General features: G+C 70.3%; 13 protein-coding genes and 1 tRNA gene. 7 read left to right on the top strand and 7 right to left on the bottom strand.

Annotated elements, in window-relative coordinates; genetic code table 11:
• Nucleotide 1 precedes the first annotated feature (1 nt).
• The 6 genes from ABIA33_RS16865 to ABIA33_RS16840 form a co-directional block, all read right to left on the bottom strand.
• A complete protein-coding gene (locus ABIA33_RS16865) occupies nucleotides 2–1,168 on the bottom strand; it encodes a substrate-binding domain-containing protein (protein WP_370082251.1) in 1,167 nt (388 codons plus the stop codon).
• A 146-nt stretch (nucleotides 1,169–1,314) separates the two neighbouring features.
• Entirely contained in the window at nucleotides 1,315–2,355 is a 1,041-nt protein-coding gene (locus tag ABIA33_RS16860) for a LacI family DNA-binding transcriptional regulator (protein ID WP_370082249.1), read from the bottom strand.
• 347 nt (nucleotides 2,356–2,702) lie between these two features.
• Nucleotides 2,703–4,202, bottom strand: coding sequence for an L-arabinose isomerase (gene araA / locus ABIA33_RS16855; protein ID WP_370082247.1), 1,500 nt, complete (start codon nucleotides 4,200–4,202; stop codon nucleotides 2,703–2,705).
• A complete protein-coding gene (locus ABIA33_RS16850) occupies nucleotides 4,199–4,903 on the bottom strand; it encodes an L-ribulose-5-phosphate 4-epimerase (RefSeq protein WP_370082245.1) in 705 nt (234 codons plus the stop codon). Before ABIA33_RS16850 ends, araA begins: the two co-directional genes overlap by 4 nt.
• Entirely contained in the window at nucleotides 4,900–6,609 is a 1,710-nt protein-coding gene (gene araB, locus ABIA33_RS16845) for a ribulokinase (protein ID WP_370082243.1), read from the bottom strand. The genes ABIA33_RS16850 and araB overlap by 4 nt, the downstream gene beginning before the upstream one ends.
• 275 nt (nucleotides 6,610–6,884) lie before the next feature.
• Nucleotides 6,885–7,907 carry an NADP-dependent oxidoreductase gene (locus ABIA33_RS16840; protein ID WP_370082241.1) on the bottom strand — a complete coding sequence of 341 codons (1,023 nt, stop codon included), beginning with the start codon at nucleotides 7,905–7,907 and terminating at the stop codon, nucleotides 6,885–6,887.
• Between the two features lie 93 nt (nucleotides 7,908–8,000).
• Between ABIA33_RS16840 and ABIA33_RS16835 the strand changes: the two genes are divergently transcribed.
• The 6 genes from ABIA33_RS16835 (at nucleotide 8,001) to ABIA33_RS16810 (ending at nucleotide 11,722) form a co-directional block, all read left to right on the top strand.
• Nucleotides 8,001–8,435, top strand: a complete 435-nt coding sequence (locus ABIA33_RS16835) for a MarR family winged helix-turn-helix transcriptional regulator (protein ID WP_370082239.1) — start codon at nucleotides 8,001–8,003, stop codon at nucleotides 8,433–8,435.
• Nucleotides 8,436–8,587: 152 nt separating this feature from the next.
• Nucleotides 8,588–9,964, top strand: a complete 1,377-nt coding sequence (locus ABIA33_RS16830; RefSeq protein ID WP_370082237.1) for a glycosyltransferase 87 family protein — start codon at nucleotides 8,588–8,590, stop codon at nucleotides 9,962–9,964.
• Between the two features lie 133 nt (nucleotides 9,965–10,097).
• Nucleotides 10,098–10,171 (top strand) — tRNA-Ile (locus ABIA33_RS16825).
• A gap of 197 nt (nucleotides 10,172–10,368) precedes the next feature.
• Nucleotides 10,369–10,545, top strand: a complete 177-nt coding sequence (locus ABIA33_RS16820) for a hypothetical protein (protein WP_370082235.1) — start codon at nucleotides 10,369–10,371, stop codon at nucleotides 10,543–10,545.
• Nucleotides 10,545–10,694, top strand: a complete 150-nt coding sequence (locus ABIA33_RS16815; RefSeq protein WP_370082233.1) for a hypothetical protein — start codon at nucleotides 10,545–10,547, stop codon at nucleotides 10,692–10,694. The genes ABIA33_RS16820 and ABIA33_RS16815 overlap by 1 nt, the downstream gene beginning before the upstream one ends.
• Before the next feature lie 83 nt (nucleotides 10,695–10,777).
• Nucleotides 10,778–11,722, top strand: coding sequence for a protein transporter Sec31 (locus ABIA33_RS16810; protein ID WP_370082231.1), 945 nt, complete (start codon nucleotides 10,778–10,780; stop codon nucleotides 11,720–11,722).
• A gap of 35 nt (nucleotides 11,723–11,757) precedes the next feature.
• Here ABIA33_RS16810 and ABIA33_RS16805 read toward each other — a convergent pair whose 3' ends face one another.
• Entirely contained in the window at nucleotides 11,758–12,306 is a 549-nt protein-coding gene (locus tag ABIA33_RS16805) for an SMI1/KNR4 family protein (RefSeq protein WP_370082501.1), read from the bottom strand.
• Nucleotides 12,307–12,395: 89 nt separating this feature from the next.
• Here ABIA33_RS16805 and ABIA33_RS16800 point away from each other — a divergent pair, with 89 nt between their 5' ends.
• Nucleotides 12,396–12,605: a hypothetical protein gene (locus tag ABIA33_RS16800; protein ID WP_370082229.1), complete on the top strand. Its 210-nt coding sequence runs from the start codon at nucleotides 12,396–12,398 to the stop codon at nucleotides 12,603–12,605.
• The last annotated feature ends 197 nt before the right edge of the window (nucleotides 12,606–12,802 follow it).

Below are 12,802 nucleotides of genomic sequence, written 5' to 3'. Positions count from 1 at the left end.
ATCACCCGATGCCGAGCTTCGTCAGCATCGACTGGTAGTCGCTGATGTTGCCCTGGGTCACCAGGCCGACGCCGGAGCTGAGGGTGGTGCCGTCGCTCTCCAGGTAGGGCTTGACGATCGCCAGGGTGGCGTCCTTGCCCAGCACCTTGAAGGCCGCGAGCAGGTACGCACCGGTGTAGCCCTGCTGGTACGGCTGCTGCAGCACGGTGGCCTGGATGACGCCGCTCTGGATGAACTTGAGCGTCTGCGCGTCGCTGTCGGAGGAGATCACCTTGATCGAGCCGGTCTTGCCCGCCGACTGGACGGCCTGGCCGGCGGCCGGACCGTCGTAGGAGTACACCCCGTACAGGCCCTTGACGGTGGGGTCGGTCTGGAACGAAGTCGAGGCGTTGGACAGCGCCTTGGAGGCGTCCGTCCCGTCGTTCAGGGTCTGAGTGATCTTGATGTTGGACCCCTCGAGCGCCTTCTTGAAGCCCGCGATGCGCTCCAGCGAGTTGGACGCGGTCAGCGAACCGGTGAGGATCACCACCGAGCCCTGGTTGTTCAGTGCCTGCTTCATCGCCGCACCGGCCTTCTCGCCCATCTGCTCGTTGAGAGTGCCGAGGTAGAGGTCGGAACCGTCGTCGGCGGGCAGCGGGGAGTCGATCGCGAGGACGGGTATGCCGGCCGAGTTGGCGGCGGCGATCGGCGCCTTGATCGCGGTGGGGTCGATGGCGGAGACGCTCAGGCCGGTGATGCCCTGGCCGCGCAGCGTCTGGATGATCGACAGCTGCTGGTCGAGACGCCCGTTCGCCGGGGCCTGGAAGGTCCCCTTGATGCCGAGGTCGCTCAGCCCCTTGTTGAAGCCGATCTTGCCCGCGTTCCAGTAGTCGACGGCGACGTTGACGACCATCGCCTCGTTGATCTTGGAGAGGTCCTTGCCCGCGAGGGCCGCCTTGAGCGCCGCGTCGAGCTTGGCGAGGTTGGCGTCGTTGAAGGTGATGTCACCCTGGAGGGTGACGGCCGGAGCGCTGCTCGACGCGTCGCCCGAGGCGGGGGCCGCGGACGTGGTGCTACCGGCGGCACCGGTCTTGCTGCAGGCAGCGGCACCCAGTGCGAGCAGCAGGGCGGTGGCGATGACGCCGAGCTTCTTGCTTCTGGTGGTACCGGAAGAGAGCGCGGACTGCATGGTGGTGGTCCTCTCGGTTGGTTTCCTGGTACGTCAGGCAGGGCGTCGGGAACGGGAAGTGACGCCACCGTGGATGTTTGCGCTAACAATTGGCCGCATGCGAACATGCGCGCCGGCCGGACGGCCGACGGTCCTGTGGGGGTTGTTCAGCTGGCGCCGGGTACCGCCGCCGTGGCGGCGGTACTCCCGCGCAGCACCAGCTCCGGCGCGACCAGCACCCGGTCGCGGGGGCTGCGGCCGCCCTCCAGCTGCGCCACCAGCAGCTCCAGCCCGCGGCGGCCGAGCTCGCCGAAGTCCTGGCGCACGGTGGTGAGTGGCGGCGTGAAGTACGACGCCTCCGGAATGTCGTCGAAACCGACCACACTGATGTCACCGGGAATGGCGCGGCCCGCCTCGTTCAGCGCCCGCAACACCCCCAACGCCATATGGTCGTTCGCACAGAAAATGGCGGTGACCTGCGGGTTGTCCAGCAGTCCCAGCCCTGCCTCGTAACCCGACCTGGCGCTCCAGTCTCCGCCCACGACCTCGGGCACGGGCGCCCCCGCGTCCTCCAGCACCGCCCGCCAACCCGCCTGCCGCGCCTGCGCGTCCAGCCAGCTGGTCGGCCCCGCGACATGGTGGACCGTGCGGTGGCCGAGGTCCAGCAGGTACTGGGTCGCGGCCCTGGCCCCCGCCTCGTTGTCCACCGCGGCCCCCGGCACCCTGGCCTGTGTCCCGGAGCCCACCGCCACCACCGGCACCACACTCTTGACCTGCGCCAGCGCACCCACGGCCGAGGTCTGCGGCGCGATCACCAGGACGCCCTCGACCGCCTGGTCCCGCAGCCGGTCCACCGCCTCCTGCACCGAGCGGCCGTCGAGCGAGCGCAGGCTCGCGATGCTGACGAAGTAGCCCGCGCTGCGGGCGGCCTGCTCGATCCCGTAGAGCATCGAGGCAGGGCCGTAGAGCGTGGTGTCGAAACTGACCACGCCCAGGGTCTGCGACCGGCGGGTGACCAGCGTGCGTGCGGCCGAGTTGGGACGGTAGTCCAGCTCTCGGATCGCGGACAGCACCCGGTCCCTGGTCTCCTCCTTGACGTGCGGATTGTCATTGAGCACCCGGGACACGGTCTGGTGCGAGACGCCGGCGAGCCGTGCCACGTCCGCCATGACGGGCTGCCGCCCACTGACGGCGCTTCCTGCTCCCATGGCTCCTCGTTCCGGTGCGGGTGAGATGGACGGCGGACAGTCTTGAAAGGTACGGCATGTATTTCACCGCCGTTTCCGACACTGCATTGTTAACGCTCACATAATGGGCCGTCAACGGGTTGCGCATATCACGTTTTGGACACCGTGACGGGGCGGGACAGAGCTGGGTGGGGCGCGGGGACTCGTCCCCCGCGCCCCCTGTCCTTCGACGGACGTCAGCGGGTAGCCGCCGGCCGGAGGACGTTCCAGGGGACGGCCGGGCAGGTGCAATGCCAGGCGGCCGTCAGCGGGGGTGGCGGGTGGGTGGTGCGGCGGGGCGGGAGGCGCGGCGGGGTGGGAGGTGGTGGTCAGAACCCCTTGGCGAGGCGGTGGTAGGCCTGGTTCCAGCGGAGCTCCCTGGTGAACTGCCGCATGGTGGTATCCGCGTCGACGAGCAGGAGCTCGGTGCCGGTCATCTCGGCGAAGTCGGCGAGCTCCTCGGCGCCGAGGGCGCTGGAGTAGACGGTGTGGTGCGGGCCGCCTGCGGTGAGCCATGCCTCGGTGGAGGTGCGCAGGTCAGGGCGGGGCCGCCAGACCGCGCGGGCGACCGGCAGCTTCGGCAGCGGCTCGGGCGGGGCCACGGTGTCGATCTCGTTGGCGACCAGGCGGAAGCGGTCGCCGAGGTCGGAGAGGCCCACCACCACGGCCGGTCCCGGAGCGGCGTCGAAGACCAGGCGGACCGGGTCCTCCCGGCCGCCGATGCCGAGCGGGTGGATCTCCACGGTGGGTGTCCGGACCGCGATGCTGGGGCAGACCTCGAGCATGTGGGCGCCGAGGATCAGTTCCTGACCTGGCGTCAGGTCGTAGGTGTAGTCCTCCATGAAGGAGGTGCCGCCGGGCAGGCCGCCGGACATGGACTTGAGGGTGCGCAGCAGCGCCGAGGTCTTCCAGTCGCCCTCGCCGCCGAAGCCGTACCCGTCGCCCATCAGTCGCTGCACGGCCAGCCCGGGGAGCTGGCGCAGGCCGCCCAGATCCTCGAAGTTGGTGGTGAAGGCGCCGAAGCCGCCGTCGGCGAGGAAGCCGCGCAGGCCGAGTTCGATGCGGGCGGCGTAGCGCAGGGACTCGTGCCGCTCGCCGCCGGCGCGGAGTTCGGGGGCGACGCGGTAGACGTCCTCGTACTCCTTGACCAGTTCGGTCACGGCTGCGTCGGCGGCCGAGTCGACCAGCGCGACCAGGTCGTTGACGCCGTAGGTGTTGACCGAGACGCCGAAGCGCAGCTGGGCCTCGACCTTGTCGCCCTCGGTGACGGCGACGTCCCGCATGTTGTCGCCGAAGCGGGCCAGGCGCAGGCCCGCCAACTCGGCGCGGCCGATCGCGGCGCGGGCCCAACTGCCGATCCGGGCGCTGACGCTGGGGTCGCTGACGTGGCCGGCGACGGTCTTGCGCGGCACCCCGAGCCGGGCCTGGACGTAACCGAACTCCCGGTCGCCGTGAGCGGCCTGGTTCAGGTTCATGAAGTCCATGTCGATCGTGGACCACGGCAGTTCGCGGTTGACCTGGGTGTGCAGGTGCAGCAGCGGCTTGCGCAGCGTGTCGAGGCCCGATATCCACATCTTGGCCGGTGAGAACGTGTGCATCCAGGCGATGACGCCCACGCAGCCGTCCGCGTTGTTGGCCTCCAGCATGATCCGGCGGATCGCGGACGCATCGGTGAGCACCGGCTTCCACACCAGCCGCAGCGGCAGTCCGTCGCCCAGGGCGTCGGCGATCTCGCGGGACTGGTCGGCGACCTGGCGCAGGGTGTCCTCGCCGTACAGCCCCTGGCTCCCGGTGAGGAACCAGATCTCGCGGGCTTCCACTGCGGTCATGCTCGGGCTCCTTCGGGGCCGGCGGTGGGCGCGGCCTGTCCGTAGACGTTCTGGTAGCGGTCGTAGAGCTGGTCGATGTGCTGCTGCTGCAGGCGCTGGACCTGTCCGAGCTGCCGGGCCAGGTGGACGGTGCGGGCCACGTCCTCGCACATCACCGCCGCCTTCACCGCCGCCTTGGCGCTTGCGCCGATGGTGAAGACGCCGTGGCCGCGCATCAGCACGGCGGGCGAGCGGTGTCCGTCGAGAGTGCCGACGATGCCCTGGCCGATGGAGTCGTCGCCGATCAGCGCGAACGGTCCGATCGGTATGTCGTCACCGAATTCGTCACCCATCGCGGTGATCGCGCAGGGGATCGGCTCCCCCGCCGCCGCCCAGGCGGTGGCGTACGGGGAGTGGGTGTGCACCACGCCGCCGACGTCGGCGCGGTGCCGGTAGACGTAGGCGTGGGCGGCGGTGTCGCTGGACGGGGACAGCTCGCCTTCGAGGACCTTGCCGTCGAGGTCGCACACGATCATCAGATCCGGCGTCAGCTCCTCGTAGGAGACACCGCTCGGCTTGATCACCATCAGCTCGCTGCCGGGGACCCGGGCGCTGACGTTGCCGCTGGTCCAGGCGACCAGCCCCCAGCGCAGCAGCTCGGCGTGCAGCGCGCACACCTCCGCCTTGAGCCGGTCGAGCGCGGCCCGCTCGGTCGTCGTCACTGGTCGTCCTCCGTACGGTCGGTGAGTGCGGCGTCGCGCAGGGCGCGCAGGCGGTGCATCGCGTCGCTGCCGCCGCGCCCGAAGTGGTCGTGCAGCTCGCGGTACTCGGCGAAGAGTCGGTCGTAGACGTCCGCACGGTCGTGGTCCGGGGTGTGCACGGCGAGGTTGATCCGGCCCATGGCCGTGGAGGCGGTGCGGATGTCGGGGTATGCGCCCGCGGCGACGGCGGCGTGGATCGCCGAGCCGAGCGCGGGGCCCTGCTCGGACCCGATGACGTTGATGGGGCGGCGCAGCACGTCGCTGTAGATCTGCATCAGGAACCGGTTCTTGGGCAGTCCGCCGGCCACGGTGAACTCGCCGACCGGCACGCCCCCCTGTTCGAACGCCTCGACGATGACCCGGGTACCGAAGGCGGTGGCCTCCAGCAGTGCCCGGTAGATCTCCTCGGGCCTGGTGTCCAGGGTGAGGCCCAGCACCAGTCCGGACAGATGGTGGTCGACCAGTGTGGAGCGGTTGCCGCTGTGCCAGTCGAGGGCGACCAGGCCGTGCCCGCCCACCGGCTGTTCGGCGGCCTTCTCGGTGAGCAGTTCGTGCAGCGAGAGGCCGCGGGTCCGGGCCTCCTCCGCGTAGGACTCGGGCGCGGCGACGCGGGCGGCCCAGGCGAAGATGTCGCCGACGCCGCTCTGTCCGGCCTCGTAGCCCCACAGCCCGGGGACGACCCCGTCGCGGACCACCCCGCACATCCCGGGGACCTCGGCGAGCACGTCGGAGTTGAGGATGTGACAGGTGCTGGTGCCCATGATCGCGAGCATGTGCCCGGGGTCGAGGGCCCGAGCGGCGGCGTTGGTGACGTGGGCGTCGACATTTCCCACGCTGACCGGGGTCCCCTCAATGATCCCGGTCATGGCCGCCGCTCGGGCAGTCAGGGTGCCCGCCTGTGCGCCGAGTGGCGACAGCGGGTGGTCGAGCTTCGCGGTGAAGTCGGCGAAGCCGGGGTTGAGTGCGGCCAGGTACTCCCGGCCGGGCCGGGCGCCGTCCTGGTGGATGCCCTTGTAGCCGGCGGTGCACAGGTTGCGGCTCTCGGCGCCGGTCAGCTCCCAGACGATCCAGTCGGCAGCCTCGATCCACCGGTCGGCCGCGGCGTACAGTTCCGGGTCCTCCTCCAGGAGTTGGAGCGCCTTGGCGTACTCCCACTCGCTGGAGATCTTGCCGCCGTAGCGGGCGAGCCAGGGCTCGCCGAGGTCGGCGGCGAGGGCGTTGATCCGGTCGGCCTGGGGCTGGGCGGCGTGGTGCCGCCACAGCTTGGGGTAGGCGTGCGGCCGGCCGGCGAGACCGGGCAGTTCGCACAGCGGCACGCCTTCGGCGGTGGTGGGGAGCACGGTGCAGGCGGTGAAGTCGGTGCCGATCCCGATGACCTGGTCGGGGGTGACCCCGGCCAGAGCGAGGGCCTTGGGGACGGCGTTGCGCAGCACGTCCCGCCAGTCGTCCGGGACCTGAAGAGCCCAGTCCGGGGCGAGCTCGGTCGTCCCGTCGGGAAGCGTCCGGTCCAGGACGGCGTGGCGGTACTCGTGCACGGCCTCGGCGAGCTGGGTGCCGTCCGCGACCGAGACCACGACGGCGCGACCGGAGAGAGTGCCGAAGTCAATGCCCACGGTGACGGGAGTCTCGACCGCTGTGACGTTGAACGGCTCGATGTTAACGCTCACAATATGTTCTCCGGAGGTACGCGGTATCGACGGTCGGGCGTGGCACGGTCGCGGGCATGCCAGGTGTGCGGCGCAGGGCCGGCGAAGACGACAGGGTGCGGACGCGGGCGGCGGGCAGGTCCCGCATTCCGACCCCCAACGTGTCTGCGGGACAATTGTTAACGCTCACATGTGGGTAGCGTCAAGAGATTGCGCAGAAGTAAACGCGAGGCCATGCGACACCGCTGGGCTGCCGCCACCCATTGGTGACGGCAGCCCGGTACGGTCCGGCGGTGTCAGCCGTTCAGGCGGACCAGCATCTTGCCGGTGTTGGCGCCGTGAAGCATGCCCAGGAAGGCGTCCGCGGTGTTCTCGAAGCCGTCGACCACGGTGTCCTCGACGACCAGCTTTCCCTCACGCAGCCACTCGCCGACCTCGGCGACGAACTGCGGCTGCAGGCCGTAGTGGTCCCCGACCAGCATGCCCTCCAGGCGCAGCCGCTTGCCGATCGCCAGCGCCAGGTTGCGGGGTCCGATCGGCGGGTTGGTGTCGTTGTACTGCGCGATGGCGCCGCAGAGCACCGCACGGCCCTTGAGCTTCAGCGCGCCGATGGCCGCCTCCAGGTGCTCGCCGCCGACGTTGTCGAAGTAGATGTCGATGCCCTCGGGGGCGACCTTGGCCAGCTGCTCGGCGACCGGACCGTTCTTGTAGTCGAACGCGGCGTCGAAGCCGAAGTCCTCGGTCAGCCGGCGGACCTTCTCGTCCGAGCCCGCGCTGCCGACGACCAGGGAGGCGCCGCGCAGCTTGGCGATCTGGCCGACCATGCTGCCGACCGCACCCGCCGCACCGGAGACGAACACCGCGTCACCGGGCTTGAAGCCGCCGACCTCGAGCAGGCCCGCGTAGGCGGTGAGCCCGGTCATGCCGAGCACGCCGAGGTAGGACTGCAGCGGCAGCGAGGCGTCGACCTTGACCGACTTGGCGGCGTCCAGGGTGGCGTACTCGCGCCAGCCGAGCCCGTGCAGCACCGCGTCACCGACGGCGAAGCCCTCGGCCTCGGAGGCGACGACCCGGCCGACCGCGCCGCCGTCCATGACCGCGCCCAGCCGGAACGGCGGTACGTACGACTTGACGTCGTTCATCCGGCCGCGCATGTAGGGGTCGACCGAGAGGAACTCGTTGCGGACCACGATCTGACCCGCACCCGGGGCCTGTACCGGGGCCTCGACCAGAGCGAAGTCCTCGGGTACCGGCCAGCCGTTCGGCCGCGCCGCCAGGTGCCATTCGCGGCCGGTCGCGGGCAGGGTCTGCTCAGCCATGTCGTTTTCCTTTAGATTCTCGTTCATTGATGACATCAAGCAACTCTGCAGCCAAAAGGTTCACCATGTCAAATGTTCAGCTACCCTGAGTTCATGTCGCAACCGCAGGACCCGCTCACCCTTGAGGTGGTCGATCTGATGGCCACCATGGTCTCCCTGTTCCACAAGGAGTACGAGGAGGCCGCCGCCGCCCGCTCGCTCACCGGCGCACAGGCCAAAGTCCTGGCCCTGCTGCGCCGCGGTCCGATGCCGATGCGCCAGATCGCGCAGACGCTCAGCTGCGAGCCCTCCAACATCACCGGCATCGTCGACCGCCTGGAGATCCGCGGCCTGGTCGAGCGCCAGCCCGACCCTGCCGACCGCCGGATCAAGCGGGTCGCGGCCACCGACGCCGGACGCGTGGCGTCCGAGGAGCTCCGGGAGTCGCTGCACTTCGCCCGCGCCCCGCTGGCCGCGCTCGCCCCCGACGAGCGCGGCCAGCTGCGTGACCTGCTGCAGCGCGTCGTCGACGGCGCACAGCGGCCCTGAGGCACAAAGGCGCTGATCAAGCGGGTCGTCCGCCCGGCCGTGGTCCCAGAGGATGACGCGGCTCCTCCGCTCGGGGGGCGTTCCTGTCCGAGCCCCCCGCTAGGCTCTTCGGGGTGACGGGCCGGGGGGCCGATCGGGCAGAGGCGGGGGAAGTGGCGGTAGACAGCAGTCGACGCAGCAGCACCACCGAGGACCTACGAGCGGAGGAGCCACCGGGAACCGCCCGAGGCCGGCGCGTCGCACCGTCCCGGAAGTCCGCTCTGGTCGTCGGCTGCGCCCTGATCTCCCTGCTGCTCTACGAGGTTGTCCGGTACCTGGGCCACGCCACCATGGTCGACATGATCGTCTACCGGGCGGAGGGCGACACTGTCCGCCACGGCCAGGACCTCTACGCGATGATCGTGCCGGGCTTCAAGCTCTCCGCGACCTACCCGCCCTTCGCAGCCATGATGTTCGTTCCCACCAGCTACATCCCGCTCGGGGTGCTGCGCATCCTGGTCACCGGAGCGAACCTGGGTCTGCTGGGGCTGCTGGCGGCGCTCTCCTTCCGGCTCGTGGACTGGCCGCGAAGACCGTCCCGGCCGCTCGCCGTCGTCGCCTTCGTCGGCGCCGGCGTATGGCTCGAACCCGTGTGGACCACGCTCCAGTACGGGCAGATCAACCTCCTCATCGCCTGCCTGGTGCTGGCCGACCTCACCCGACCCGACCATGCGCGCAGCAAGGGACTGCTGATCGGCATCGCCGCCGGGCTCAAGCTCACCCCCGGCCTCTTCGGCGTCTACCTGCTGTTGACCGGCCGCCCACGCGCGGCGATGGTCTCCTTCGCCGGCTTCCTGGGTACCGCACTGCTCGGCTGGATCGCCCTGCCCCACGCGTCCTGGAGCTTCTGGACGCACTACCTCTACGACTCCCGCCGGGTCGGGCTGACCCAGATCACCGACAACCAGTCGCTGCGCGGGGCGCTCGCGCGCTTGCTGCACCAGCCGGACCCCGGGCTGCTCTGGGTCGCCACCGCCGCCGTCACCGCGGTGGCCGGGCTCACGATCGCCGCCCACACCGCTCGCAGCAGCCGCTACGTCCCCCACGCCGAGGCGTGGGGCGTCACCTGCGCCGCCGTCACCGCTCTGCTCATCTCGCCGATCAGCTGGACCCACCACTGGGTGTGGTGCGTCCCCCTGCTCGTCCTGCTCGCCGCCGAGGCCGCCACGGAGCGGTCCCGGCCCGAGGCACTCCGCCACCTGCGCTGGCGGCTGCTGCTCGCTGCCGCGTTGGTGACCTTCCTCGGATACACCATGTGGCTCACGCCGGAGTCCGAGGGCCCCTCGCTCCGGCTGCACGCCTGGCAGCAGCCCTTGGGGTCGCCCTATGTGGCCTTCGGCGTGCTGCTGCTCGCCGTCGCCCTGGTCCGGGTGATCCGCAGACGCCGGGCCGCGGTGACCCCGCCGTCCATACGCCTGCCCCTGCCGCGCGAGACGGGAGTACCCGTCCCGAGCAGTACTCCGGCCACCGCCGGGGAAAGATCCAGTTGAGGGAACCCCACGCGCGGGCCACGCGTCTCACCAGCTATGCTGCGGCGAGCGGTCCACACGTGGGCCGCTCGTCCTGATGTACGACGATCGGTAGGAACGATCAGCGTGACCATCAGTGCGGCACGACTGACCTGGGGCGGTAGCTCAGCCGGTTAGAGCAGGGGACTCATAATCCCTTGGTCGTGGGTTCGAGTCCCACCCGCCCCACTCAGCCAAAGCCCAGTTCAGCGCCCTTGAACTGGGCCTTTCGCTGTCCGGCGTGAGCCTGAATCCGGCCTCTGCTCGCTCGCTGCTCGCTCGAACGCTAGGCGATCATGGAATCGCCGGAGTGTTGTCGGGTCGTCAGGACGTGCGACCTGGAGGCCGGCCGCCCTTGCGTGCCCGGCGCTCCGTCAACTCCCGTTTTGACGCCGGATCAGCTGCGGGCCCTGGCGGACGGCCTGGAACGGCATGCCGCGTTCCTGCGCTCCTTCGCGGTCGAGGTCGAGGAGCTCCGCGCCGCCGCGGCTGAGGCAAGGCGCCCGACCGGATACCCCGCGCACCTCCCCTATCCGATGCCGCTGGACGGCGGTGACCGGTGATGCGGATCCGCCTGATCGGCACCCCGGCCGAGGTCCAGCTCGCCCTGATCCGCCTGCAGCAGGCGTTCAGCGAAGTCACCGCCACGGCGCCGCGCCCGTGCCGCCGAGACGGCCAGCTCGTGCGCGTGTACGCCACCTGCAAGTTCTGACGCCGCATCCGCCCACGGGGGCGGAAGGCCAGCAGTCCGCTGCCGAGGCCACCGCCCCCGCCTTCCCGAGAACGGACACCCCTGTGAAGACCCGTATCCGCACCATCACCCGCGACGTCCCGCACACCATCAACGGCATCACCCGCATGGTCCCCACCACCGACCGGGTCCAGGTCCCCGTGACGCCGATCGACTGGGACCGCATCGTCTTGTCCGGGGTCTCCGGGACCGCGGTCCTGGTGATCTTGGCCTCGATCATCTGGTCGACGGCCAGCGTCGGCGCCCTGCTCACCATCGCCGTGCCGCCGGTCATCGCCTACACCGCGGCGATCGTGTTCGACGCCACCTGGATCGTGGCCCTGGCCGTCGAGTGGCTGTCCCGCTACAACACGGCCAAGGCCCGGCTGCCGCGCCGCGTCGGGTACGTCGCTCTGGCCATCGCCATGACCGCGGTCGCCGTCCACGGCTCGCTGACCGGATCCCTCGCGGCCGGGCTGATCGGCGGCGTCATCTCCGGCCTGGCGAAGGTCGTGTGGGCCCTGGTGCTGCACCACAACTCCAAGCCGCTGGATGACCGCACCCAGATGTGGGTCAACCAATACTCCGCCGAGGCCGGCGCGGAACTCGCCATGGTCACCGTGAACCGGCAGCTCGCCCGCGCCCGCGAAGCCCTCGCCGGACACGCGATCCCGGTCATCACCACCGCCGAGGACAGCGCCGGACAAGCCCACGCCGCTGTCCGCGCCGCCGTCGACACAATGCCCGACGCCACCGCCGAGGAGGTCGTCGCCCAGCTAGCCCGGGTCGGCATCACCGTCACGACGGACGTGGTTCGCGAGGTGTCCGGACAAGGCCAGGACACGCAGGACAGCAGGTCGGAGGCCTCGATCACCGAGCTCGTGCGCGGCCTGGTCGTCCTCGGCGTGCGCGACAAGGACACCGTCCTCGCAGCTGTCCGGACAGCCCTCGGGCCGGAGACCAAAGAGTCCTCGGTCATCCGGACCCTCAACCGCGTCACCGCCGCCTGAGACTCAGTCCGAGCCGTGAGGAGGCGAGCGTCATGTCACTCCGTGTCGAACCAATCCTTGCCGTCAGCCCAGTGCCGGACCCAGCCGGTGAATCCCGATTCGCCGCTGGTGAGACCGAATTCGGTCCCAAAGGGAAGGGCGCCGTTTTCGTCGATGAGCCAGATGTGCCCGCGGGAGGGTCCGGTGACGATCAGGTGCCAGTACATGCCGCACCCATCGGTGCCCAGCAGGATCGAGCCGTGGTCGAAGACGGGGGCCAGGACCAGATCCAATTCGGAGTCCGGGCGGGGGTCGTCCACCCACAGCAGCTCCTCGGTCAGCGGGAAGGGCTTTGCCAGCTCGCGGACCGGGCGGTAGTTGCCCCAGTCGCCGGGCTGATCCGTCAGCGGAATGAGCCCGTAGTGGGGAGGCCCCGAGCTGGCGCCGTCGCCGATCTCCGCCACGAAGGTCCGATAGGGCTCGGGCACGACGATTCCGTGTTCCGCCTCGAACGCGCGGACGGCGTCCCAGCCAAGCGGCGCATCCGTCTCCAACGCTTCCCGAAGAGTCGCCAGATCCTCAGGGCGGGCGTGATCAGTATTCATGCGGCCCATGGGTACCACGCCCCGCCGACAGCGCCAGCGACCAGGCCCCATTCCGGGTCGCCCCTCAACTCCTTCAAGGAGGCACCGCCATGACCGTCCGCCCCGTCACCCGCCCGTCGACCGTCGTCATCCTCGGCCTGCTGCTCGTCCTGGCCTACAACCTGCGGCACCTCCTGGTGCCGGTCACCGCGGCTGTCGTGCCGTGGGTGGCTACCACGCCGGCCGCACTCCTGCTGCTCCTGCTCGGCGCCCTCTGGTGGCGCGCCGCCCACCCCACGACTCAGGTCAGGACTCGATGATGACGATCACCGACAGCACACCTGCAATCAACGGGCATCCGCAGCCGGTCAAGCTCGACAAGGCCGTCCCCGAGACGCGGAAGCCCATCGAGGGCACCGTCGTACCCGCCCGGCGCCGAACAGCTGGCCACCGAAGCCACCAGCGCCCAGCCAGCCGCCCGCCCCGGGCGGGTACGGCGCAGTGCCCGCACCGTCCG

It is taken from the genome of Streptacidiphilus sp. MAP12-16, from assembly GCF_041262165.1.
Classification (GTDB): Bacteria; Actinomycetota; Actinomycetes; order Streptomycetales; family Streptomycetaceae; genus Streptacidiphilus.
The sequence above is the reverse complement of the archived record's forward strand: the minus strand, read 5'-3'. Positions and strand labels throughout refer to the sequence as shown.